Raw genomic sequence first — 23094 nt, forward strand, 5'->3', positions numbered from 1 at the left:
AAAAATAACTGATTTTAAGTACTATTTTTTTGAAAAAAATAAAAAAATGTCGAAAAAACCCTTTGTTATAAGCTTTTTTATTTATATGTAATAGAAAATTGTTATGTATAAACAAAGCTTCCATTTAATTATCTGAGTGATAAAATATGAAAGGTATAGAAGTCTATGGTATATTTTTGTTCATAAAAATTCATTAGTAGGAGTTTCCCCTCTTAGTAGTTTAAAAAATTGAAAAAGCGATGGGGCAAGTATTTTCTCAAAAGATCCCCTCTTTAAGTCATATCAAGTGGATGTGTAGTTTTTTCCCGGTCTTTCTCTCGATTCGATAGATAACTTTACATCCAGGTTTTTCTGTTATTTAGTTTGAGGATATGCTATCATAAATTAGACTTTGTACATTTATTAACAAATTTATTTATGGAGCGTGAAAGATGGAAACAATCGACTATACCCCACTTAATCTTTATACGAATTTTCAAGAAGCTGCTGAACGCACACCTGATGTCCCAATGATTTTTGATCAGGCATTAGTGGCTTATCCGGAGCTTGGTTTTAAAAGCACTTACAAGCAATGTCATGAATTAGTAGTAACGCGTGCCTATCAACTCGCTAGTTTAGGTGTGACACTTGGTGATAAAATCATGATTTACAAAAGCTCTGCTTTTGATACCTACTTGATGGCCGTTGCTGCGTCTTATCTAGGTGCAGTTCCTGTCATGCCTTCCTATCATTTGCCAACAAGTACCTTAGAAGTATTTGTTGATCGTTTGGAAGATCCTTTTATCTTATTCGACGAAGTGACAAGTGAACGTGTTGCAGGAATCACTAATGGTACAAAGAGCAAACAATTAGCTGTAGCTGATTTGCTCAAACAACCCGCAACTCCTGTGGAACAAAAGAAATTAGATAATGATGAAATCTCTTATATGACTCACACTTCTGGCACGACCGGCATCCCTAAATTGATTTGCCACTCTGCACATTCAATGGGTTGGCGGACAAAGTGGCAAAAAACGGTATTTACTAAGATCGCCGAGAAGAAATTAGTCGCTTTTCATATTTCGCCGGTTCATTCACGATTCAACATCGGCATCTCTTCTCTTATGGCGATGGGCTTTCCGATGATGCCAATCGCAGATCCTCAAGGTGAACATGTAGTGAAACTGTTAGTAGAAAATTCACCAATTGCTTTAGAGACACATCCAAATAACTTTGTTCAGTGGAGTTTCACTGCAAGAGAGCATCCAGAAGCTTTTTCAGGTATTCGCTACTATCACTCTACATTTGATGCCATCAACAATCAAACAATGGAAGTATTCCTTCAAACGTCAGCAACAAAAGAAGCAATCTTTTTGCAAGTCTACGGACAAAGTGAATGTGGACCGATGATTTTGAAAGCTCATACGTTGGAGAGCTTAAAAACAAGTGATGCACGTGATATGGGGGTCGGTCTAGGTGACTTGACCAAAGCAAGAATCGCTGATGAAGAAGGTAATGAATTACCTGCGAACACAGATGGTCATATCCACTTGTTATCAAAAGGTCGCGCATTGACTTATTATAAAGAAGATGCTCGTTTCCAAGAAAATGTGTATGGTGTTTGGTGGGATAGTGGCGACTATGGTTGTATCGACGAAAATGGCCATCTGCATTTGAAAGATCGTCAAGTTGACTTGATCGATACGATCAACAGTACTTTAGCGATCGAAGATTATTTGTTGGATTCATTGGAATTTTTAGCTGAAGTCGTCATCGTTCGCGATAAAGACAATTCACCACAACCAATCATTGCTTTAGCGCCGAATCAAGAGATGGATTGGGATCGTTGGTGGAACCAAGTCCATGAATTGCCACGTTTGAATACACCGATCATTCGTGCTTACGAAGATATTCCAAGAACAGCAACCATGAAAGTCCAACGGTTACAAATTGAAAAGGAATTTAAAGAAGCCAATAAATAATTACTGATCCAGTGGTTCAGGCAAGTACTTTTCCTCTAGTGAGGAAAGTGCTTGTTTTTTTTGTATATAGTTTTCTTTTCCCTCTCCGACTTAAAGTGGCTGACCTGATAATCTGCCAATTGGCTGTTTTTCTTTTTAATGGAACAAGGTATACTCTTTTTGTGGAGGGATGAAAGTGAAGAAAATAGTAACGATTGGCGGCTCTGATCCGTTTGCTGGTGGCGGCATACAGTCCGATCTAAAAACATTTGAAAACCATCATATTTTTGGGATGAGTGCATTGACCTGTATCGGAATGCTTGACTCAGATGGTTCATTTATATTAGAGACGATCCCGCCTGAATGGTTAGCCAAGCAGTTAGATTCGATTCAACGTATGACAGATTTAGATGGGATAAAAATTGGCTTATTGCATTCATTGGAAGCCATTGACGTTGTGAAGGATTTCCTTACATATTTTGAGGATATTCCCATTGTGATCGATCCTGTGTTTGCCTTTAAGGAAACATCAAATACCTTGAATCAAGCCTATATGCAAAAAATGATACAGGAGTTATTTCCTTTTGCGGATATATTGACCCCAAATTTGAAAGAAGCCTCCCTGCTCTATGGTCAACCAGTTCAGACATTTCTCCAAATGATCGATTGTGCAAAATATATTCATTCACTTGGTGCTAAGAACGTAGTGATCAAAGGTGGCACTAGGATTATTGGTAATGAAGCACTGGATGTTTTATTCAATGGAAAGGAAACAATTTCCTTTAGGCGAGAAAAGTTAGAAGAACAGACTGTCAACGGTGCAGGATGTACGTTTGCTTCCGCGATTGCTGCAAATCTGGCCTTAGATTATCCTTTGGCAGATGCGGTTGCCCGGAGTAAGGCTTTTGTTTATGACTGTATCTTGAATGGTGTCATGATGAATGACCAAACAGGAAGTGTTTGGTCAAAAGGAAAAGGAGTGGAAATAACGAATGAATACTAAAAAAATTGCGATTTATGCCATGCTGACGGCTTTAACTGTGGGGATCTCTTTGGTCATCTTGATCCCCATACCTGGAACCAACGGATTTGTCACCTTATGTGAAGTCGGCATTTATACCGCAGCTGCCCTTTTTGGTCCGATGGGTGGATTGATCGTTGGTGCAGGAAGTGGCTTGTTTATTGATTTATTATCCGGCTATCCCCAATGGGCGATCTTCTCTTTATTGATCCACGGCTTACAAGGACTGGTTGCTGGCTCTTTTGCAGGTAAAGGTTCTGTACGTTGGGGCATTGGGCTATCACTTGGTACGATCATCATGGTGGCAGGCTACTTCTTTGCTAGTTGGTTGCTTTATGACTGGCCCGTCGGTGTCACATCTTTACCAAGTAATTTGGTCCAAAATATCGTCGGTATCGTGGTGGCGATTCCACTTATAAAGGCATTGATGCGTTTACCTCTGCAACAATCAACGGTAAAAAACAAATAAAAGGAATGAATTGAAAATGGAAGTATCAAAAGACAGTTTCAAACAACAATTATCTGAAATAGTTTCTGACGTCCTCGATGAAGCCAATCTTAAAGCTGGCGATCTATTCGTTCTAGGATGCAGTACCAGTGAAATTGTAGGTGGACATATTGGTAAAAACTCAAATGCAGAAATCGGACAATGGGTCATCGAAATATTGAAAGAACAATTAGACCCTCTTGACATTTCGTTAGCAGTCCAAGGCTGTGAACACCTTAATCGAGCATTAGTCGTCGAACGTCCAGTAGCGGAAAAGAAACAATTTGAGATCGTCTCTGTCATTCCGGCACTCCATGCAGGAGGTGCCTGCTCAGTTGCAGCATTTGAACAATTCAGCGATCCTGTCGAAGTGGAACATGTCGTTGCTCAAGCAGGAATCGACATCGGTGATACTGCGATCGGGATGCACATCAAGCACGTTCAAGTGCCTGTACGTCCTCGTTCTAACACATTAGGTCATGCGCATGTCACTGCTTTACGGTCTCGTCCTAAATACATTGGCGGACCTCGCGCGCAATACGAATAAGAAAAAACTACGAACAAATAAGAGGGTGTTCCCTTTCTTATGTTCGTAGTTTTTTTTCATGTCAGCTAAATTTTTCGATAAAGACGCGCTTCATAGGGGGCGAAAGTACCACTTGATTGAAATTCTTGACCAGATTGATTTTCCAATAATACTTCCCAAGTTGTTTCAATTTCCGTTGGTAATGTATAAGTCGCTGCTTCATCAGTCAAGTTGACGATGATCAGATAACGTTCTTCTTCTAGGACTCGTTCGTAGACAAAGAGCTGTTCATTTTCAGGTAGATATTCGTTGAAACTACCATAAACCAACCCTTTGTTTTCTCGACGTAGGGCAATCATTTTTTTGTAAAAAGATAAAATCGATTCGGGGTCATTGGTTTGATCAGCAACGTTGATCATTTGATGATTCGGATTGACGAGCAACCAAGGGGCAACCTCAGAAAAACCAGCATACAAATGATCATTCCATTGCATCGGTGTCCGACTATTATCTCTTGTCGTATTGGCAACGATATCCAATGCTTCTTCTTCAGAACATCCTTCATCAAGCAATTGTTGATAAAGTCTTCTCGAATCTACTGCATCAATCTCATCAATAGAAGAAAATGGCAGATTCGTCATACCGATTTCTTGTCCTTGATAAATAAACGGTGTACCTTGCAAAAAGAAATACATCATGGCAATTGCTTTTGCAGAAACTTGCCAATATGCAGGAGACGTATCTCCAAAGACAGACACACATCTTGGTACATCATGGTTTTCCATATAAAGAGCGTTCCAACCTTTGCCATCCAGTGCTCGTTGCCAAGCGCTCAATGATTGTTTCAAACTCAATACATCTAGATCCCCGTCTTTTTCATGTTTCCAGATCGAAATATGGTCAAACTCAAAAATCATATCAAAATAGCCGTTTTCGCCTACCCACTCAGGACCTTCGCTTGCGGATACACCACTCGCTTCTCCTACCGTCATAATATCATATTCATCAAAGACATTTTTTAATTCTGTCAAATGATCTTCGATGCCGGAGACATTTTGAAAAGGAGAAAATGGGTTCTCAGTTGCCTTGACAGAGTATTCATCTTTTTTCACATGAGAAATGGCATCTAAGCGGAATCCGTCGATCCCTTTATCTAACCACCAGCGAATCATCGTGAAGAGTTCATTTTTTAGCTTGTCGCTTTCCCAGTTCAAATCAGGCTGCTCTTTCGCAAAAATGTGTAAATAGTATTGACCAGTTTGCTCATCGTATTGCCATGCTGAACCACCAAAGATCGACTGCCATTCATTCGGGGCTTGATCAGGTGTACCATCGACCCAAATGTAGTAATCACGGTAAGGGTTATCGACCGACTGACGAGATTCAATAAACCATTCATGCTGATCGGAACTATGATTGATGACTAGATCCATGATGATCTTTATCCCCATCTGATGGGCTTCAGCTAATAAAGCATCAAACTCATCCATTGTACCAAACTTCTTGAGAATTGCTTGATAATCGCTGATATCATAGCCGTTATCGACAAATGGGGACTGATAAATAGGATTGATCCAAATAAAGTCGATCCCTAACTCTTTCAAATAGCTAAGTTTTTGGCGAATCCCGTTGATATCACCAATACCGTCGTTGTTGCTATCTTTGAAGCTCGCTGGATAGATTTGATAACCAACTGCTTCTTTCCACCACTTTTCTGTCTGCTTCATGCTTATCCCCCTTTTTTCTTTATTATAGCTCAATTTCAAGCGGTTACATATCTGTTAACGTTAACTTTTTTATGCTAACATCAGGCGGATTAGTGCTTATCATAAATGAAAAAACTCAAAAAAGCGAATGACAAAGACCATGAGTCACTCATCATCTTTGAGATTCGCTTACTATTCATTTATAAATAACGAGAAATCAATTGGATCAATTGTTTGGGAAATGTCGATAAATCGGTAATATCGACAAAGCGACTTGCCCCATAGATTTCTTTGATTTCTTCCTTATCTTGTCCAATTGCCGCAGAAATAAAAACGATACCTTGGCGTTCATATTCAGTCAACACTTCTTGGATATCTTTTTTTGCTTTAGCGCCTGTATAATCAGGTAAAGCTTTAGGTTGGCCATCACTGATGTTGACGATCAGTTTGGTTGTCGCAGGTTGTTCTGTCAGCTTTCCAGCAATCAGACGCAAGACTGCGCCATCACGATTATTTTGTCTTGGCTTCATAGTCACTAATTTCTGTTCCAACCACTCAAATGAATCCGAAAATTCTTTGTACGAAAAGACAGATGTTTTTTCTCTTGTCGAAACATCTGCTGTATCTCCATAGATCAACAAAGGAATACGTACTTTTTTAGCAAATGCGGCGATGGCAAATGCGGCTTTTTTTGCAGCTGTCATGCGGTCTTCACGAACCATCGAACCAGATTCATCGATTCGTAGAGCCACTGCCAAAGAAGGTTGTTCATGAGGGGGATTTTTTTTATCAAATTGCCGTAAATCACCATAAGCTACTCGACTAGCATTAAAACGTTGTCCCTCGTACTTTCCTTTTTGGTAAGTTTCACTTTGTTCATTTTCCAAAAGATCAAGGATTTGCCGACTCAATGAATCCACGATCGGATCGATTTCTTGTCGGATAGTCGCTACTTCAGGATTTATGACAGCAAACTTAGGGCGATGAACGATCATTCCTTCTTTTTCATGGATCGTACCTTTCATCAGCTGCCGCGCTTCTTTATTAAGTTCACGCTTGAGCTGTTTGTCCAAGGTTTCCATATCTGAAGCTGACATCTCTTGGGATTCGTCATCTGATTGCTGTTGCTGTTGACTACGCCCTTCGACTTCTTGGCTGCGCTCTTCCGATAAAGGCAACGTGTCAGTCGGAGTTTCTTCTTTCGCCGTTGCTTCTTTTGTCTGTTCTTCTTCTTGCAACACTTCCTCTTTTTCTGAGGGTTGTTCAGCAAGCGATGTTGTTTCTTCTGCCAACTGATCGATTTGACGTTCTATCGCTTCTTCTGCACCTATGGTCCGTCCTTTGATTCGTGGGGATTCGTCTGATAAGTCCCCCCATTTCTTTTGACGAAGTAAGTCTCTCAGTTCATCTAAAAGCCCACTATCAGTTAGTGCAGTCGTCAAAATGTGTAATTCATCTGGATCAGTCGTCAGTTTATATAAGACTTTGGGATAGAGCGATACGAAAATGTCTTGATTTTGTTTCATTGTATTGACCCAATAAAAGTAAGAACGCATACCTGCCACACCTTTGATGGCATTTGCTTTGGCAGTTTCATCTAACAAACGAATCACTTCTGCCATTTTCAATAAAAGTGTCGGCTCGTTAATTTGTGTCTTGCTAATAGCACGTTCCACCATGACTGAAAGCTCTGGCAGATCCATTTTCTCAGCATGTTGCATACGATCTCGAAGCGATTCATTCAATGGTCGGTTCCCTTGATAGTTACGATTTGTTGTAATGATAATGATACAGTCTGGGTGTCGTTTGATCACACCAGTAGGTAAGTTCAACAAACCGTTCGTTTCTAAGGCAGAGTTCAAGGCAACAAGAACCGAAGCATCACGTATCACCGTTGGTTCTTGGATTTCTAAAAGATAACCCTTTTCGATCGCACGAACGATTTCTGACGGATAGTATTTGTAGTGGATCGTACTTTCTTGGTTGTTTTCGATTCGTTGCACGAGATCGGCTAATTTCTGTTTGGCTGTTTGTTGATCGACGGAGTAATATTGTTCGATCAACGTCAATACCGCAGCTAATGTATCCGTTTGATAAATAGCGGTCAATAACTCTTGATCCTCTTCTTGGTCTGAATCAATGACAGGTAGTAACGCACCAAAGACATCTGATTTATCCATATCAGCAAAGCATGTTACTTTCGTATAAGGTAACTGCAGATCAAAGGATAATGCTTTGGCTAATTGCGTTTTCCCAGAACCTGCATCTCCTTCCAATAGCACATTGCTGATTTTCATTTCCGGATCTAGCCAGTTTGCTTTGATTTCAGTTGCAATACGCAGCTCTTCAGCACTTGTTTGATGACTTGTCGGTTTTTTCCAGATCATTTGTTTTTCGATCGGCGTAAACGTTCGCTGGTCGGTGAGTGAAAAGTTTTCCATGATTAAACACTTCCTTATAACATTAATACCCTAGATCATTTAATAGACGTTTCAAGATACGAAAACGTTCACCAAGTAATTCGCCATCTTTTTGTAAAGCATCGTAGTATAACATGATATCTTCATCGATTTTAGGATTTTTTGTGTCCACTTCCACCGTCATCCGGTTTCCTTGCAAACCGATGATATCAACGACAGGATTTTCAGGGTCGTAAAATTTTTCATGGCGGTAGGCATCCTGGAAGTAAACACTTCCTTGCGCCACTAAGATCGCTAAGTCAAGAATACGAGTGATCGGTAATTCTTCTGATTGACGTGACCACTTTTCTCCTGTATGACGCCACACTTTTCCTGAGATATCGACTTTGCCTCGATCATTCCACTGAGCTAATCCTAAAGATAGTCCTTTTGCATCTGTATGCAAGGCATTTCTGCCATCAACTTTATCATAATCTTCGACGACGATCACTGGTTTATGTTTCAAATTTGTTGGTATTTCCATCCTTCTCTACTCCTTTTTAGTAATTTAGTGATTTAGTAAATTACTAGATAATTAAAGATAGTATAAGATAATAAAGTGAGAAATGCAAAAAGAACAGTCCAAGCAAATCATTGCTCAAACTGTTCTTTTTTTTTATATTTTTTGCTTTCTGGCATTTTTATTGTGCAGAGATCGCAATACCGATTGCTTTTTCACCCAAGTGACTACCGATCACTGGTCCAAAGTGGCCGATCTCGATTTCTGCTTGTGGGTATTGTTTTTGAAGTTTTGCTTTTTCTTCTTCAGCAACTTCTAAATTGTTTGCATGGATCACATACAATTTTACTGGTGGCTTGATTTCTTCATTTCGTTTGCCAATGATTTGTTCTGCACGGGCAAAAGCTTTTTTGCTTGAACGGATCTTCTCGAATAAAATGATCTTCCCTTCCGAAAAAGTCAGGATCGGTTTGATTTTCAATAGCCCTCCGATCAGCGCAGCACCATTAGTCAAGCGACCTCCACGGACTAAGTTGTTCAAGTCGTCAACGATCAAATAGGCGTATGTATTGTCTCTGATTCGATCGATGTGAGCTAAAATGGCTTCAAGTGAATAACCTTTATCATTCAAGTCTAAAGCAGATTCAACCATATGCCCCATTGGCATACTGGTGATTTTTGAATCATAAGGAACAATCGTCATCTCTTTGACGTCGTCTTTCATCGCAAATAATGTATTGACGAATCCAGAGATCCCACTTGATAAGTGTATGCTTAAGATCGTATCATAGCCTTTGGCTTTCAGTTCTTCATATAGTGCCAAAACTTCACCTACAGCAGGTTGGGAAGTTGTTGGAAAATCTTTACTGTTTTTCAATAGTCCGTAATATTCGTCTGCTTCGATGTCAATGCCTTCGTTATAAATTTTTCCATCCAAGATTACAGGGATAGGAATCACATATAAATCAGGATGGTTCTTGATACGTGTTGGCAGGAAAGCTGTACTGTCAGTTACGATTGCTAATTTCATTTATTTAAGTTCCTCGTTTCAAAGAATTTTACCAGTCCTTAATACTATATCATAAGTAAGAAAAGATTTGAACCTTTGTCCGGATTATAGAAAAAGCAACCCATGTTTTTTATTAAAATCTAAGGTTTTTATCACTTTCATCCTTTATAAAAACGAATAAAAGCCAGGACTTGAAAGAATTTTTCTAAAGTCCTGACTTATTATTTGAAATTAGCTTGCACTCTTAGTTACCTATAGAATCAGTGGTGTTTGCCACTGCATCCCTTTATCGTCTGAAATTCTTGACCATTTGCATGGCGTTTCTGCCAAATTGGGCAAAGGCAAACGTCAAGCCGCCGACACCACCGATCACCACACAATAAATGACTGCATGCGTTTTTGATGTCATGGATAAGGAAAGACTCAACACGAAGAAAAGAATGCAGCATAGAAGCAACATGGCCATTGTCGAACGAAACGTCTTCAAGAAGAAATGACTGATCTTTGCGAATGGCGAGATGCGGTATTCTTTTGATAAATAAAGATACCCACGAACAAACACAAAAGCAAAAGCCACTGTATTAGATAAACTCATTCCGTATCCGCCAAATAAAGCTAACCCAATCGCTTGGAATACGACTTTTAAAATAATAGCTTCTGTTGTCAGTTTGATCGCAACCAAATGATGATTCAATGATTGGAGCATCGTCGATAAAATCGTAAACAACGAGAAGAACAAGGAAGCTAAAAGTGCCATCTGGAAGTAGCCGACACTCTCTGGATCATAGCCAAAAAACAAGGTGTATAACGGTCCTGCTAATAAGGACATCCCTGCTAGCGAAGGCAAAAGGATCAATAAAGCAATCGAGAAGCTGTCCCCGACTGTTTTTTCAATCTGTAGTCGGTCTTTTTTTCCTAATGTACTTAGGATCGGCAGACTACTGATTGCGACCGTTCCGACCATTGAAATCAAGATCAGTGTCAATTTGTTCGGATTGACTGATGCACGACTAAACAAAAATTCGAGTTGTTGGTCGGCAATTTCCGGTCTGAATAAATGTAAGAATGGTTTCATCGTCACCTGATCGATCATTTGCACGATCGTGATCACCGAACCAACATAGATGAATGGTAAGGTTTCTCGAATGATCGAAACAGACGCAGAACGATTGTCTTTTTGGAAATAGCGACTTGAGATCCAGAAATCTTTTAAACGGAAATAATCGTTTTGCCGTCCGACAACAAACATATGACCAATAGCCGCAAGTCCACCGAAGAAAGAAGCAACAGTACTGATCAATACCGCTTGCACAATCGTGCCATCTGTCAACACACGCAAATAATACGTACCAGCTAAGATCACGATTACACGGATCACCTGTTCAATGATCAAGGAAGTACCGTAAGGGCGAAGATGATTTTTCCCTTGGAAGTAACCGCGCATCGCACTTAATACTGGGATCGCTACTAAGGAAGGACAGAGACTACGAATCGCCAAAATACCGTTATCGACATTCGAGATCGGACTGATTTTCGCCAAAGCGGGAGCAAACAAATACATCAATACGGCAGATATGATCCCGATAACGAACATGATATTGATCGTACTGCGAAAAATGACCCGACAAGCTTGTTCATCTCCATTTTTTGTCGCCACCGCGACTTTTTTTGCTATCGCATTTGGAAACCCAACAGTACCTAACATCAGGAAAAGGCCATATGGTAAATAGCCCACATTATAAAGGGTAGTTGCTAACATGCCATCTTGATTGTTTCCCATCATACTTAACCAAGGAATCAAATAAACGACACCTAAAACTTTACAGAGTAGATTGGCAAAGGTAAGCCAAAATGTCCCTTGCATCAATTTCTTATTCATATGTCAACCTCAACTATCTCTATTAGAATAAACATCTTCCCTATTATAACAAAAAAAACATGGAGGACAACTCGTTGAGGAAAACAAAAAAATAAGCTTCCCAATTTTTTGGAGAAGCTTAAGAAATTCTATAACATTGATAATAAAAACACAGACGCAAGTCCTGTAATGACAGACAACGCCATTGAGCGAGTCTTATAAGCAACACCTGCTACAAATAGCATTGCAACGATTTTGATGTTCCACGCAATATCTAAATGTTCATGCGTGATAAAAACATCTTTGAAGGCTAACGCTGCAAACAAAGCAACTGGTACATATTTCATCCATTCGCTAAACCATTTAGGCACTTTTCGATGTGTAAAATAAAGCATAGGAAAAACTCGTGGAATGTAGGCAACGACAAATAAGCTGATCACCAATAACAACAAGTACCACTCAGTCATGATGTTGCACCTCCTGTTCTGGGAAATGGAACAATGGCTCATTCAAAGGTTGGGTCTCTTTGCTGGATTTCTTTTCTTTTTCCTTCTTGAAGGCTCTTTCTAATACAAAACCCGCCGAAGAAGCAATCAGCGTTGCAACGATCAAACCGAAAGTGTTTTGGAAAAGTACCATGAATAAGACACTGAGTATCCCAGAAAAGATCCCTGTGAAGATGAGTAAAGCATTTTTCATTTGCATGATGAACATAAAAATAAACATAGCAGTTAAGGCAAAATGCACCAAATCCGTATCCACTCGGATCACTGATCCAAAAATATTTCCGACCATGTTACTGATCGCCCAAGCCCCCATTGAAAACCAATTGACATATAAAGCTTTTCGCTTGTCCCAAGTGGGATCAGTGGAATACTTCAAATAATTTACTGCATAATTTTCGTCATTCAATGATTGAGAGAACACAGCTAAAAAGAATCGCTTTTCTTTCTTCATAAAGCCTGAAAGACTCGACCCTAGCAAAATATACCGTAGTTCTAAGAAAAAAACCATCAAAAGTGTAGTTGAAAATGGCGCTTGTGTGGCTAACATAGAGGCAACTAAGAATTGTGCGCCACCAGAAAATACTAAGATAGATAATAGACCAGCTAAGAGTGGATCAAAGCCAACTTGCTGCAGTAAGACTCCACAAGCTAACCCAACTGGGATATAACTAAGGCAAAGTGGCAACGAAGCATGTAGCGAATCCTGCCAAGGCGCCCGTTTCTGTTTATTCATTAACGATATCTCCTTCAATTTACAACAAATAAATAGCGGACTAATTGTAACATAAATAAATAAAAATGTAGCCGTTTTATCGTTAAACAACATGATATTTTTCTCATTTTCAAAGCACAACTATTAAAAAAAATAAAAATCATCGAAAAATATAAGAGGAAATTCATTTTCCTCCTACTTTTCCGATGATTTTATTCTATATATAAACGAGTTTTTTTTTGCTATCAAACTTTTTTATAAGTAAAAAAATAACACTAGTTTCTAAATTATTTCTCGACGTTCTCTATCGTCGTTTCTTGTGTTTTCTTTATTTGCGAATAATTTGGATCATATTTATCTGTTTCAATGTAAATATAGATTTTTTTATCCTTTAATTGTTCACGGATCGTCCGCTCAATATCATTGATGATCATGTGTACTTGGTATTCTTTGTTTTCATCTAGATCGATTTTTGCCGCAACTAAAATCTCTGTCGGACTTAAGTGCACAGTTTTGATATCAATAACGCGATTCACTTCATTTCGCTCAAAAGCAAATTTGATCTTTTTCAAATCTGTTGTAGTCACGCTCTCGCCAATAATCAAACTATAAAATTCTTTTGCCAGAAAGATAGCAGCACCCATCAATAAAAAGCCGATCAATAGTCCACTGATGGCATCAAAAGCCGCGATCCCTGTCACCATGGTCAACCCAGTGCCGACTAAGGCAAGAACGAGACCAATTACAGCACAGAGATCTTCGGTGAAGATCACGAGGATCTCACTGTGGCGACTTTCACGTAAAAAGCGCATGGTTGAAAGGTTCTCAGTATTCAATTCGTGGATTTCCTTCATTGCGATTCGTAATGAACTACCTTCTATAGCGAGACCAAATAATAGAATCAGGATGACGATCCAAGGATTACCAACTTCGTGGGCGGGATGGGTAAGTTTTTCAAAAGCTTCCATTACACCTAGCGCGCCCCCGCCAAAAAACAACATCATGGCAACAATCGTACTGAAAAAATACTTTGCTCGTCCTTCGCCAAATTGGTGTAATTCACTTTGACCACGATTCGCACGTTTGTCACCGACTAGTAGTAATACTTGATTGCTACAGTCAACGATACTATGAATACTTTCATTCAACATAGCGGCACTGCCACTGATGGCATAACCGACAAATTTACTAAACGCAACTAAGAGATTAGCACCTAACGCTGCCAAAACAGAAAACATTCCGCTCTTCTTCAAATTCTCCATTGCTTTTTCTTCCCTTCATTCTTAACAACATCAAAGAGTATCTAAATTAAAGATGACGGTTTGATTATTTTTTAAAATCGTTTCTTTTGCGCCCATTTTTGTATTTTTACCATCCACACTGAACATCCAATATTTTTTTTCTTCAGTATTTTGGCTCTGACCATTGATCGAGGTAATAAATCCTTTGTCTTCTTCCACACTAAAGTTTTGTTCCAGCACATCCAGTAGGTTTTCTCCTGTATGGAAAGTCACTTTTTTTACTAAGGTATCGACCCCATCTTCTTGCAAGGTGATAGTTGCTGTTTCATTCGACACCATGGATGACGGTTTTGGGTCCGCTTTTTTTGTCTCTTGATCTGTACAACCGGTAAAGAAAAGCAACATCGAACAGACAATGAGCAAACTGGTTCCTATTCTTTTCATTTTACTCCTCCTAAGTATAAAAAAGCCAAGGAGAAACCCGATTCCTTGGCTCTTTTTTCATCGATCATCTGAGTCGGTCATTCTGAAACATATATCGCACGATTGCTCTTTTTCCATCAATCTTTGCGAACCATCAAAGGTACTAAAAATTCATAATTGATAAAGAAATCGATCACTGAACGATGATAGTCACCAGAAGAAATCGCTAGATCTGTCCGTGTTGTGTCTTTAAGAGAAATTTGGAGCGACTGTCCTTTATCAAGCAACACCTTATAAGTCGTGTCGTCTAATTTCTCCATATCATACTGTGGATTTTTCATTGTGACAATAAAAATATCATCTAACACTTCTTGCGTGGCTGGAAACTTACTTGCAATATCTAATCTTAGTGGCTTCGTGTTGTCTAACAAGGTTTGATCGACCGTAAAGCCTAATTTACGTGCATAAGCAAATAATTGATTCAATTTGTGATTGAAAATCGTGATCTGACTAGCCGAAAACACTCGTTCAACAGACCAATGACGAATCAATGCTAACACTCGGTCATCATCGATCTCGATCGTCATTTGTTCTGGGGATACTCGCATCAAATTAATGGATTCTACTTGGTATCGTTGGTCGATCGTCGGTAACACAAATGAGAACATCAATTCTTTTTGTGGGGTCAAACTATAATTGATTGAAAAATATCTTGTTTCCCATACATCATATGCTTGTTTGGATAATTCCAAGCCGATATCATTCAATGGTTTTAATATCTCGTAAGCGAAGTATTCGATCAAACTTGTCTTAGCAATGGCAGAAATCGGTGTATCTTCTAACACATAGCGATGATATGCGACCAATAACTCATTGAAATCCGCTTCGATCAAATATTTGCGTAATCGTAAATCAGCTAACTCTTCTTCTGCGGCTGCAATCAAGTCAACTATGTCTTCGTGATCATGTTGTTTACCAGAAAGATATGCTTGATTTTCATTGACCGCTTGCTCGATCGTTGAACGCGCATTATCTGTTTGATTCGTCGAGTTTGGGACGACTTTTTCTTTTTCATGGATTTTGGCTTCTTCGCGAATTTCTTCTACTTCATTCGCCATCTCTTTGTCGGTGCTTGATGCTTCTTCTACTGGCTCGGTCGTTCCATGATTTTCAGCTGTTACTTCTTGTAGGTCTAAATCTTCTTGTTTTGTCATCACTCGTCCCCTCCCTCTTCTACTATTTCAGGGTTTTCACTGCCAAGGTACGACATCAAGAAACGATGGATCGACTGTCTGAAACCTTCCATGTCACCAAAATACTTTTTGATTTGACGTTGTTCTTTTTCAACGATCGCAGCGCGTAACTGGTCCGCTTTTTCTTCATGTAATAAGGTTTGCTTTTGTTTTTGGATTTTTTCTGGTTCTTCGATATAAGGCAACCAACCTAATTTTTCATTTTCGAGTGCTTGTTTCTTTTGTTCTAACGCTTGGATTTCTTCGTCTATTTTTTTACGATTTAAGAATCCTTTCGTATCATCTAACTCAGTGATTTGTCGATCGATCTCTTTGATGGCCTCTTCTAAACGCTCGATCTCTGTTTTTGCAGTGATCACTTTTGCCTCTAACTCATTGATTTTTTTATCAAAATCATGGGTTTGTTGCGTCGCGTAGTTTTCCCATTCTTCATCGATTTGCGGCAATACAAAGATTTCAGGTAAGCTAGCATCGATCCCAATCGTTGCTCGCTCATGAAAATAGGTGCCGATCTGGTAATAACTCATCGTCGGAGAGATGGTCTCTGTGTGTTTCATGAAGGGAAATTCTTGCAAGAAACGGTCATGGATCTTACGCATCAACAGCTGATCGATCTCATGGTTTTCATTTGAGCTTTTTTTAAGCTCATCGTTCAAGCGTCCATTATATAACTGATAGATCGCGGGAATATTCTCCTCGCGGACAGCTTGTTCAAAAGCTTGCAGATCTTCTAATAATTGTGAAAGATTCATACTTGCTTTTTCTTTGATATCGTAAAACGAAGATGCTTCCTCTTGTTCGTTTTCATCATAATGTTCGTTCGTCTGTGGGTCTATCATCTTACTGGCCTCCTCTTGCTTTTGAACGCATCAATTTTCCATCAATTATTCTATGTAATCCAATAGTATCATTTTCTAAGAAAAAAGTGTTACTAAGTATGCGCTGACTTAGAACAAAAATTACTTTTACTCGTATTAATTGAAAGTTAGAAAACATAAAAGAGCGGGTCAGCGATTCCCCGCTCTTAGCTTTATTTTTTGGGTAAATCTCTTGTTGTAAAATGGATGCGTTGATTTTCATCTCGTGTAAGTAATGTTTCTTCATTTAAGTAAGAGAACTTTAATTCATTTAGTTCACTATCTTCTAGCATATGCTCATATCCTGTAAAAATTGAGCGTATATACTGTTTGTACGCGTTTTTCTTTTTTTGTCTTTTTTTCATAGGACACCTTCCTTATCAAACCTATCATACCAATGAATGCCTTCTGAGACAAGCATGTTTCTTTTGTTTTTTCTTTGAAATTTCTTTATATACTTAATTGATAGTTGACGAAACCTTCAAAAAATGAAAAAATGCGAGAGTAGCTAAGGAGGGAAACAAGTGAAAAAAATTGGTTTTGACTCAGAAAAGTATATCGAAGAGCAATCTGCGTATATTCTTGAACGCGTTCATCATTATGATAAGTTGTATCTAGAATTTGGTGGAAAATTAGTCGATGATAAGCATGCCAAACGTGTCTTACCAGGATTTGAAGAAGATGCTAAAATCAAATTATTGCAAAAGTTGCGTGACCAAGCGGAGATTTTGATTTGTGTGTATGCTGGTGACATCGAGCGGAATAAGATTCGTGGTGATTATGGGATCACATATGATATGGATATCTTGCGCTTGATCGATGAATTGCGAGGATATGGATTATCGATCAATAGTGTAGTGATCACCCGGTATAACGGACAGCCAGCAACTAAAGTATTTATCAATAAATTGGAGCGTCGGAATATCAAAGTCTATAAACACGCTGAAATCGAGGATTATCCGATCAATGTTGAAAAAATCGTTTCAGAGGAGGGTTTCGGCAAGAACGAATACATCGAAACAACGAAACCAATCGTTGTCGTGACAGCTCCTGGTCCAGGTAGTGGGAAATTAGCTACTTGCTTGAACCAACTGTATCACGAAAGCCAAAAAGGCAATGCAGCAGGTTACTCTAAATTTGAGACTTTCCCTGTTTGGAATGTTCCATTGAAACATCCCTTGAACATTGCCTATGAAGCAGCAACAGTCGATTTGAAAGATGTCAATATGATCGATTCTTTTCATTTTGATGCCTATAATAAGGTGGCAGTCAACTACAATCGTGATGTAGAGACTTTCCCAGTCATTAAACGGATCATCGAAAAAATCACTGGTAAGGAATCGGTCTACCAGTCTCCTACTGATATGGGCGTCAACCGCGTAGGCTTCGGTATCACGGATGATGAAGTCGTACAGGAAGCCTCGAAACAAGAGATCATCAGACGCTATTTCCAAACGGCTTGTGACTTTAAAAAAGGTTTGACAGATGAAGATGCCGTCAATCGTATCAAATTGATCATGGAGGAAGTCGGTTTACGTCCCGAAGACCGTAAAGTCGTGACCCCTGCTCATGAGTATGCAAAAACTAGTCAAGCGACTAGTACTGAACCGATGGCAGTGATTGCGATCGAACTTCCTGACCAAGTGATCCTTACCGGTCGGACAAGTCAATTAATGGATGCTTCGGCTGCTGTTGTCTTGAATGCGATCAAATATCTCGCCCACATCTCTGATGACATTCCGTTGTTATCGCCTCTCGTCTTGGAAACGATCCAAGGACTTAAAAGCAAGGCATTGCACTCTTCGATCGATACACTTAATCTCAATGAAGTGTTGATTGCTTTATCAATCAGTGCAGTAACTAATCCAATCGCACAAGTTGCTTATGAAAAATTAGCAGAACTTGAAGGTGCGCAAGCACATTCAACTGTGATGATCAATAAGAATGATGAACAAAACCTGAAACAATTAGGTATCGACATCACTAGTGCGCCTGTTTACCCTTCAGAAAACTTGTATTATCAATAAATAATTCTTCGAAGATGGCTAAGATAGAAAAATAGAAGTTACCTCGAAAAATAAGGTGGTATCCATGAAAATTGCTCAAATTTTTGTGGGTACTCTTTTTTTAGAAGCTGCTTCCATTTCTGACTTTTACAGGTTTCAAAGGAAAATAATAAAGTAAAGGTGTTATTTATCTAACAGGTTCAGGTCATAGTTAGCTAATAAATATAAGTAGATATATATGCCACCACCGTTAAAGTAAATCAATAATTTAGGATTTCCTGATCCACTCCTCCCCATTAAAAGACACCTGTCTTTCCCCTCTCTTCCATGTATACGCTTTAGTCTAAAAATCTCATGAAATTTCTCTCAAAAGATTCGTATTCTTTAAAAATAACATGTAGAATTAAACGGAATTTGGTAAGGAGTGATTTTTTTGAGTCAGTTTATTGGAATAATAGGTTTACTTTTAATTTTTGGGTTAGCGGTTTTGATCAGTAGCGATCGAAAAGCCATCAAACGCAAGCCATTGATCATCATGCTCGTGTTGCAATTTGCGTTTGGATTTGTTTTATTACGTACGACTTTTGGTACAGCGGTTGTTGCGATGCTAGCCAAGCTATTTGATCACTTATTGGCATTTGCCGGTGAAGGTGTCAATTTCGTCTTTGGAGGTGTAGCAAACGTTGGAAGTGCCCCATTCTTCTTGAATGTGTTGATGCCAATCGTCTTTATCTCTGCAATTATTGGGATTTTGCGTTACATCAAGATTCTTCCTTTATTTATGAAAGCAGTCGGTTTAGGATTGAGTAAAATCAACGGAATGGGTAAATTAGAATCTTATAATGGTGTTGCTTCAGCAATTTTAGGCCAATCAGAAGTTTTTATTTCCATCAAAAAGGAACTACCTTTCTTGACAGAAAAGCGTCTGTTCTCGATGAGTGTTTCTGCAATGTCAACTGTTTCGATGTCCATCGTGGGTTCCTATATGGCATTGATTGATTCAAAATACGTGATCACTGCTTTAGTGTTGAATCTTTTTGGTGGGTATATTCTTGCTTCGATCGTCAATCCTTATGAGTTAGACGAAAAAGAAGATGAATTAGTGATTGAAGAAGACAAAGAACAAACATTTTTCCAAATGTTAGGCGAATATATTTTAGATGGTTTCCATGTAGCGATCACGGTGGCTGCAATGTTGATCGGTTTTGTTGCTTTGATTGCTATGATCAATGCCTTGTTCAACGGGATTTTTGGGATTACCTTCCAACAGATTTTAGGGTATATTTTTGCGCCATTTGCATTTATCAGTGGGATTCCTTGGAAAGAAGCGGTTGATGCCGGTAGTATCATGGCAACAAAACTTGTGACAAATGAGTTTGTAGCAATGACTGAATTATCGACTGGGACTTTTGAATTTACAGAACGTACCACCGCTATCTTATCAGTCTTCTTAGTATCATTTGCGAACTTCTCTTCAATTGGGATCATTTCAGGGGCAATGAAAGGGTTGAATGAAGAAAAAGGTAATCTTGTAGCAAAACATGGATTGAAAATTTTGTTCACCGCTTCATTAGTCAGCTTTTTAAGCGCAATTGTTACTGGAATACTGGTATAAAGCTATCTTTTATTTTAACATTTAAGTATACTGAACTTGGCTGGTTTGAACAGATGACCTGTTTAAATTGGTTAAGTTTTTTTATTTTAAATGACAGATTTCCACTTTTCGGTATATATTAGTTATGTACATGTCTTTGATCATGTAACTATAGAAAGGAATATTTCCTATGAATAAATGTTATGTATTTATTGGGCCTTCTGGTTCCGGAAAGACGACACTAGCTCATGCAATTTTTTCTCCACAACAAAAGATCATTACGTATACGACCCGCCCCCCACGAAAAAATGAAAAAAATCACCTTGATTACCATTTTGTTTCTCAAGAGACCTTTGAAGAAATGATCGCCCATCAGGAATTTGCCGAATGGGATCGGTACGCCGATCACTATTATGGCTCAAGTAAACAAGAGATCTCAACGAAGCTTGCACAGGGTGACTGCTTCACGGTCCTTACAGCCCCAGGTTTTTGGCACTTGTATGAACAATTTGGTCGTTGTATCGTACCTGTCTTCATCACAGTAGCAAAAGAAAAGTTGTATGAACGATTTGTACTTCGCGGAGACTCACCAGATAAAATCAGGCAAAGGCTCGCTCTCTTTGAAAAAGATCAAAAAGAACTTGAAAAATTAACACTTATTCCTACCTTGATCTCATTTGAAAATAATCAGACGTTAGAAATCGAAACAAAAAATTTAAAGCAAGCCATCCATGCAGCGGATCATCGCTGAACAGTTGGCTTGCTTTTGGTTTTGAGCAATTCACAATAATTTTTGATAGGCTTTTCTTTCTCCGTGTGTGAATGGAAATTCAATCATGCCACAATAATGAAAACCTGCCGAGTAAATCGTTTTTTCCATTGGATGATTGGTGGGGAAAGTATCGATCCGAACGTCCTTGATTCCTTGACATGCGGCAACGGTCAATAAATGTTCTAATAATTGTTTGCCAAGTCTTTTTCCTCTTACATTTTGATCAAGAGCAACTCGATGGATGGAAAGATACGGCTCTCTCCCCTCCCAATTTCCTGCAATTGCTGTATAGACCGGATCAATGCCTGCAACAAGCGCCGCAGTGCCAACGATGTCTTCTTCGTCAATCAAGACGAAGCTTTCCTGCCTTTCAATGTCTTCGATGATTCGTTCTTTTGATGGTTTTTGCTCTCCCTGCCATTGAGGCAATCCTTGCTCAGCAAGGTATGCTGCAGCTTGATCAATGATTTGTAGCACTCTCGGCACATCATCTAATGTAGTTTTTCTAAGGTACATATCTCTGCTCCTTTTATTGATCTGTGATCAACTTGTATAGCTTGTCTATTCTTGAACCACTGCGTAACCAGTCTGTCGGATGATCTAAAAGCTGACTAACTAATTCAAGATGATGTAACAATGTCCATTTCTTCAAAACTCCCAGACCCGGGAATTTTTGTTGGCGATACAAGCTGACAAGCTCAAGTAATCCTTCCGTGATATAAATTTGTTGATGGTTCCTCATCAACCAACCGTACATTTTATTGGCTGCTTCCATAAATTTCAATGCTTGATCTTTTGCGGAATCATTGGTATCTGAAATGAAGTGTTTGATTCGCATATTCCCATAAGCATCGACGTATGTAATATGCAAGGCCAACGCTCGACTGGGAAATCCTTTATCGAAGTAACGACTGCCTTCGATCGTAAAATCGGAAAACCCATGATAGCCATCCATTTGAAAGAAAAGATGATCATCGCTAAAAAAATCATCATTTTTTTCTGCATAATTTTCCACATGCCGTCTCGTTTGAAATTGATCACGGACAATGATTTTATTCTTAGGCAATTGCATGCGTAAGCGACTAGAATCAGGAATGAAAAATGTCGCATTAGTTTTGATCAAAGCTTGCCAAATTGCATTTTCTCTAGGTTGATGTTGTCCATCAAAAATAATGAATGGCGGTGGTGATTCAACCATTCTTTCATAATTGCTCGGCGCAATGATCTCTGCCTCTGCTAACGAGCTATCTTCACTGGTCACCCATGTGTGGATCGGTTGATCGAACAGTTTGAACTGACCCACTTGCGGATTCTTTATAATAATCAGCGGATGATTCTTTTTTTGAAACAACTCGACAACATTTTTGAGCGTCGCCGAATCACGTACTGGCTCGATGATTGGCTGAATCTTAGTGGATAAAAGTCCACGATTCAAGCTTTCTTTTAATGCAAGTAAATCAAATTGTTTGCCACGTAAATAAGGATAATACATATACTGTTTTCACTCCAATGGTTCAGTTGGCAGACGACGAATATGACGTTGCTGGCGCAACCAGTCCTGTTCTTTTCGCAAGGCACGATTTTCTTCTTGCAGATCATGGATTGCTTGACTTTCGATTTCTTCGATAAAGCGTTCATAGTAGCGTTCTTTTGAGAAAGGATCTTGCGTTTCTGAGCGTTTTTTTAATTCTTTATACAGCTGGTCTGAAGGGAAATATTTTACTCCCCGTTCCATTTGTTTGGCTTTTCTGACTTCTCTAAACAAAGAAGCCATAAAACGATTTGTCAATGCCTCTTCTGCTACACCTAACTCACGGCGCATTGCTTTTTTTGCAATAATAAAAGTTCCAGGAACAGGCATTTCCTCTTCTAGTGCATACGAACGATAAACTAATACACCAATCTCTGGTGGGATCTCACTTTTGACTTCTTCATATAAATTTTTTGGTAAAACAAAATAATTATAGTGACCGACAAAGGACAATTTAGCAGTTGAGCGAAAATCAGCTTTTGTGACTTTCAATTCATAACAGCGCCATTCTCTTGTTCCGTCAAATTTCATCAGACAACTTAAAGTATCCACGATTCCATGATCCTCAGGCATTGTCACTTCCTCGACCACGATCCCTCCCTGTTCGATACAATAATGATACAACGATGATTCCAGCTCGATCGTTAAAGGAGTTTTCATACACTTCACCTCCGAACATACTTTCGCTTTTTATTCTACCTGAAAAGCCAAGATAATCCAACTACCATTTTAT

22 protein-coding genes are annotated in these 23094 nt (G+C 39.0%); 7 read left to right on the plus strand and 15 right to left on the minus strand.

Going from position 1 to position 23094, the window contains the following annotated elements; genetic code table 11:
• The first annotated feature begins 431 nt into the window (after positions 1-431).
• The 4 genes from IGJ19_RS06965 (at position 432) to IGJ19_RS06980 (ending at position 3995) form a co-directional block, all read left to right on the plus strand.
• On the plus strand, positions 432-1961 hold the full coding sequence (locus IGJ19_RS06965) for an acyl-CoA synthetase (protein WP_260697500.1): 1530 nt from the start codon (positions 432-434) through the stop codon (positions 1959-1961).
• A 175-nt stretch (positions 1962-2136) separates the two neighbouring features.
• A complete protein-coding gene (locus IGJ19_RS06970) occupies positions 2137-2943 on the plus strand; it encodes a bifunctional hydroxymethylpyrimidine kinase/phosphomethylpyrimidine kinase (RefSeq protein WP_071867057.1) in 807 nt (268 codons plus the stop codon).
• Entirely contained in the window at positions 2933-3430 is a 498-nt protein-coding gene (locus IGJ19_RS06975) for an ECF transporter S component (RefSeq protein ID WP_430604536.1), read from the plus strand. Before IGJ19_RS06970 ends, IGJ19_RS06975 begins: the two co-directional genes overlap by 11 nt.
• Positions 3431-3446: 16 nt before the next feature.
• Positions 3447-3995 carry a TIGR01440 family protein gene (locus IGJ19_RS06980; RefSeq protein WP_430604537.1) on the plus strand — a complete coding sequence of 183 codons (549 nt, stop codon included), beginning with the start codon at positions 3447-3449 and terminating at the stop codon, positions 3993-3995.
• A gap of 65 nt (positions 3996-4060) precedes the next feature.
• On the opposite strand, the gene IGJ19_RS06985 is transcribed toward IGJ19_RS06980, so the two are convergent.
• From IGJ19_RS06985 to IGJ19_RS07040, 12 genes are all read right to left on the minus strand, one after another.
• A complete protein-coding gene (locus IGJ19_RS06985) occupies positions 4061-5701 on the minus strand; it encodes a glycoside hydrolase family 13 protein (RefSeq protein WP_430604538.1) in 1641 nt (546 codons plus the stop codon).
• Between the two features lie 179 nt (positions 5702-5880).
• Positions 5881-8121, minus strand: a complete 2241-nt coding sequence (locus tag IGJ19_RS06990; RefSeq protein ID WP_430604539.1) for an AAA family ATPase — start codon at positions 8119-8121, stop codon at positions 5881-5883.
• A 22-nt stretch (positions 8122-8143) separates the two neighbouring features.
• Positions 8144-8623: a DUF6530 family protein gene (locus tag IGJ19_RS06995; RefSeq protein ID WP_074799009.1), complete on the minus strand. Its 480-nt coding sequence runs from the start codon at positions 8621-8623 to the stop codon at positions 8144-8146.
• 157 nt (positions 8624-8780) lie between these two features.
• Positions 8781-9629, minus strand: coding sequence for a DegV family protein (locus IGJ19_RS07000; RefSeq protein ID WP_019723210.1), 849 nt, complete (start codon positions 9627-9629; stop codon positions 8781-8783).
• 265 nt (positions 9630-9894) lie between these two features.
• Positions 9895-11487, minus strand: a complete 1593-nt coding sequence (locus IGJ19_RS07005; protein ID WP_071867062.1) for a polysaccharide biosynthesis protein — start codon at positions 11485-11487, stop codon at positions 9895-9897.
• A 128-nt stretch (positions 11488-11615) separates the two neighbouring features.
• Positions 11616-11933, minus strand: a complete 318-nt coding sequence (locus IGJ19_RS07010) for an AzlD domain-containing protein (protein WP_019723212.1) — start codon at positions 11931-11933, stop codon at positions 11616-11618.
• Positions 11926-12705, minus strand: a complete 780-nt coding sequence (locus tag IGJ19_RS07015) for an AzlC family ABC transporter permease (protein WP_074799011.1) — start codon at positions 12703-12705, stop codon at positions 11926-11928. Before IGJ19_RS07015 ends, IGJ19_RS07010 begins: the two co-directional genes overlap by 8 nt.
• 266 nt (positions 12706-12971) lie before the next feature.
• Entirely contained in the window at positions 12972-13946 is a 975-nt protein-coding gene (locus tag IGJ19_RS07020) for a cation diffusion facilitator family transporter (RefSeq protein WP_071867065.1), read from the minus strand.
• A 30-nt stretch (positions 13947-13976) separates the two neighbouring features.
• On the minus strand, positions 13977-14369 hold the full coding sequence (locus IGJ19_RS07025; RefSeq protein WP_071867066.1) for a DUF4430 domain-containing protein: 393 nt from the start codon (positions 14367-14369) through the stop codon (positions 13977-13979).
• 116 nt (positions 14370-14485) lie between these two features.
• The gene (locus IGJ19_RS07030) at positions 14486-15562 is read right to left on the minus strand and encodes a hypothetical protein (RefSeq protein ID WP_071867067.1); all 1077 of its coding nucleotides are present in this window, start codon (positions 15560-15562) and stop codon (positions 14486-14488) included.
• Positions 15562-16440, minus strand: coding sequence for a viral A-type inclusion protein (locus tag IGJ19_RS07035; RefSeq protein ID WP_074799012.1), 879 nt, complete (start codon positions 16438-16440; stop codon positions 15562-15564). Before IGJ19_RS07035 ends, IGJ19_RS07030 begins: the two co-directional genes overlap by 1 nt.
• A gap of 191 nt (positions 16441-16631) precedes the next feature.
• Positions 16632-16823 (minus strand): hypothetical protein, encoded by a 192-nt coding sequence (locus IGJ19_RS07040; RefSeq protein ID WP_010735437.1) that lies wholly within the window; start codon positions 16821-16823, stop codon positions 16632-16634.
• Positions 16824-16982: 159 nt separating this feature from the next.
• On the opposite strand from IGJ19_RS07040, the gene IGJ19_RS07045 reads away from it, so the two are divergent.
• The 3 genes from IGJ19_RS07045 to IGJ19_RS07055 all read left to right on the plus strand — a co-directional run bounded on the left by IGJ19_RS07045 (position 16983) and on the right by IGJ19_RS07055 (position 20809).
• The gene (locus IGJ19_RS07045; RefSeq protein WP_074799013.1) at positions 16983-18485 is read left to right on the plus strand and encodes a DUF1846 domain-containing protein; all 1503 of its coding nucleotides are present in this window, start codon (positions 16983-16985) and stop codon (positions 18483-18485) included.
• 412 nt (positions 18486-18897) lie between these two features.
• Entirely contained in the window at positions 18898-20079 is a 1182-nt protein-coding gene (locus tag IGJ19_RS07050; protein WP_065095829.1) for a NupC/NupG family nucleoside CNT transporter, read from the plus strand.
• A gap of 169 nt (positions 20080-20248) precedes the next feature.
• Positions 20249-20809, plus strand: coding sequence for a guanylate kinase (locus IGJ19_RS07055; protein ID WP_071867071.1), 561 nt, complete (start codon positions 20249-20251; stop codon positions 20807-20809).
• Positions 20810-20839: 30 nt separating this feature from the next.
• Here the strand turns inward: IGJ19_RS07055 and IGJ19_RS07060 are convergent, their stop codons facing one another.
• The 3 genes from IGJ19_RS07060 to IGJ19_RS07070 are packed head-to-tail and all read right to left on the minus strand — an operon-like array spanning position 20840 to position 23021.
• Positions 20840-21346, minus strand: a complete 507-nt coding sequence (locus tag IGJ19_RS07060; protein ID WP_071867072.1) for a GNAT family N-acetyltransferase — start codon at positions 21344-21346, stop codon at positions 20840-20842.
• A gap of 13 nt (positions 21347-21359) precedes the next feature.
• Positions 21360-22322 carry a sce7725 family protein gene (locus tag IGJ19_RS07065; protein WP_272018175.1) on the minus strand — a complete coding sequence of 321 codons (963 nt, stop codon included), beginning with the start codon at positions 22320-22322 and terminating at the stop codon, positions 21360-21362.
• 9 nt (positions 22323-22331) lie between these two features.
• Positions 22332-23021, minus strand: a complete 690-nt coding sequence (locus tag IGJ19_RS07070; RefSeq protein WP_074799015.1) for a hypothetical protein — start codon at positions 23019-23021, stop codon at positions 22332-22334.
• Positions 23022-23094: the final 73 nt, after the last annotated feature.

Source organism: Enterococcus sp. DIV1368b (assembly GCF_050529595.1).
GTDB classification, from domain to species: domain Bacteria; phylum Bacillota; class Bacilli; order Lactobacillales; family Enterococcaceae; genus Enterococcus_B; species Enterococcus_B mundtii.

Excerpts from the sequence above, each read along its gene's own strand:
- IGJ19_RS06965 (WP_260697500.1), top strand. The coding sequence starts at position 432 with ATGGAAACAATCGACTATACCCCACTTAATCTTTATACGAATTTTCAA.
- IGJ19_RS06975 (WP_430604536.1), top strand. The coding sequence starts at position 2,933 with ATGAATACTAAAAAAATTGCGATTTATGCCATGCTGACGGCTTTAACT.
- IGJ19_RS06980 (WP_430604537.1), top strand. The coding sequence starts at position 3,447 with ATGGAAGTATCAAAAGACAGTTTCAAACAACAATTATCTGAAATAGTT.
- IGJ19_RS06985 (WP_430604538.1), bottom strand. The coding sequence starts at position 5,701 with ATGAAGCAGACAGAAAAGTGGTGGAAAGAAGCAGTTGGTTATCAAATC.
- IGJ19_RS06990 (WP_430604539.1), bottom strand. The coding sequence starts at position 8,121 with ATGGAAAACTTTTCACTCACCGACCAGCGAACGTTTACGCCGATCGAA.
- IGJ19_RS06995 (WP_074799009.1), bottom strand. The coding sequence starts at position 8,623 with ATGGAAATACCAACAAATTTGAAACATAAACCAGTGATCGTCGTCGAA.
- IGJ19_RS07000 (WP_019723210.1), bottom strand. The coding sequence starts at position 9,629 with ATGAAATTAGCAATCGTAACTGACAGTACAGCTTTCCTGCCAACACGT.
- IGJ19_RS07005 (WP_071867062.1), bottom strand. The coding sequence starts at position 11,487 with ATGAATAAGAAATTGATGCAAGGGACATTTTGGCTTACCTTTGCCAAT.
- IGJ19_RS07010 (WP_019723212.1), bottom strand. The coding sequence starts at position 11,933 with ATGACTGAGTGGTACTTGTTGTTATTGGTGATCAGCTTATTTGTCGTT.
- IGJ19_RS07015 (WP_074799011.1), bottom strand. The coding sequence starts at position 12,705 with ATGAATAAACAGAAACGGGCGCCTTGGCAGGATTCGCTACATGCTTCG.
- IGJ19_RS07020 (WP_071867065.1), bottom strand. The coding sequence starts at position 13,946 with ATGGAGAATTTGAAGAAGAGCGGAATGTTTTCTGTTTTGGCAGCGTTA.
- IGJ19_RS07025 (WP_071867066.1), bottom strand. The coding sequence starts at position 14,369 with ATGAAAAGAATAGGAACCAGTTTGCTCATTGTCTGTTCGATGTTGCTT.
- IGJ19_RS07030 (WP_071867067.1), bottom strand. The coding sequence starts at position 15,562 with ATGACAAAACAAGAAGATTTAGACCTACAAGAAGTAACAGCTGAAAAT.
- IGJ19_RS07035 (WP_074799012.1), bottom strand. The coding sequence starts at position 16,440 with ATGATAGACCCACAGACGAACGAACATTATGATGAAAACGAACAAGAG.
- IGJ19_RS07040 (WP_010735437.1), bottom strand. The coding sequence starts at position 16,823 with ATGAAAAAAAGACAAAAAAAGAAAAACGCGTACAAACAGTATATACGC.
- IGJ19_RS07055 (WP_071867071.1), top strand. The coding sequence starts at position 20,249 with ATGAATAAATGTTATGTATTTATTGGGCCTTCTGGTTCCGGAAAGACG.
- IGJ19_RS07060 (WP_071867072.1), bottom strand. The coding sequence starts at position 21,346 with ATGTACCTTAGAAAAACTACATTAGATGATGTGCCGAGAGTGCTACAA.
- IGJ19_RS07065 (WP_272018175.1), bottom strand. The coding sequence starts at position 22,322 with ATGTATTATCCTTATTTACGTGGCAAACAATTTGATTTACTTGCATTA.
- IGJ19_RS07070 (WP_074799015.1), bottom strand. The coding sequence starts at position 23,021 with ATGAAAACTCCTTTAACGATCGAGCTGGAATCATCGTTGTATCATTAT.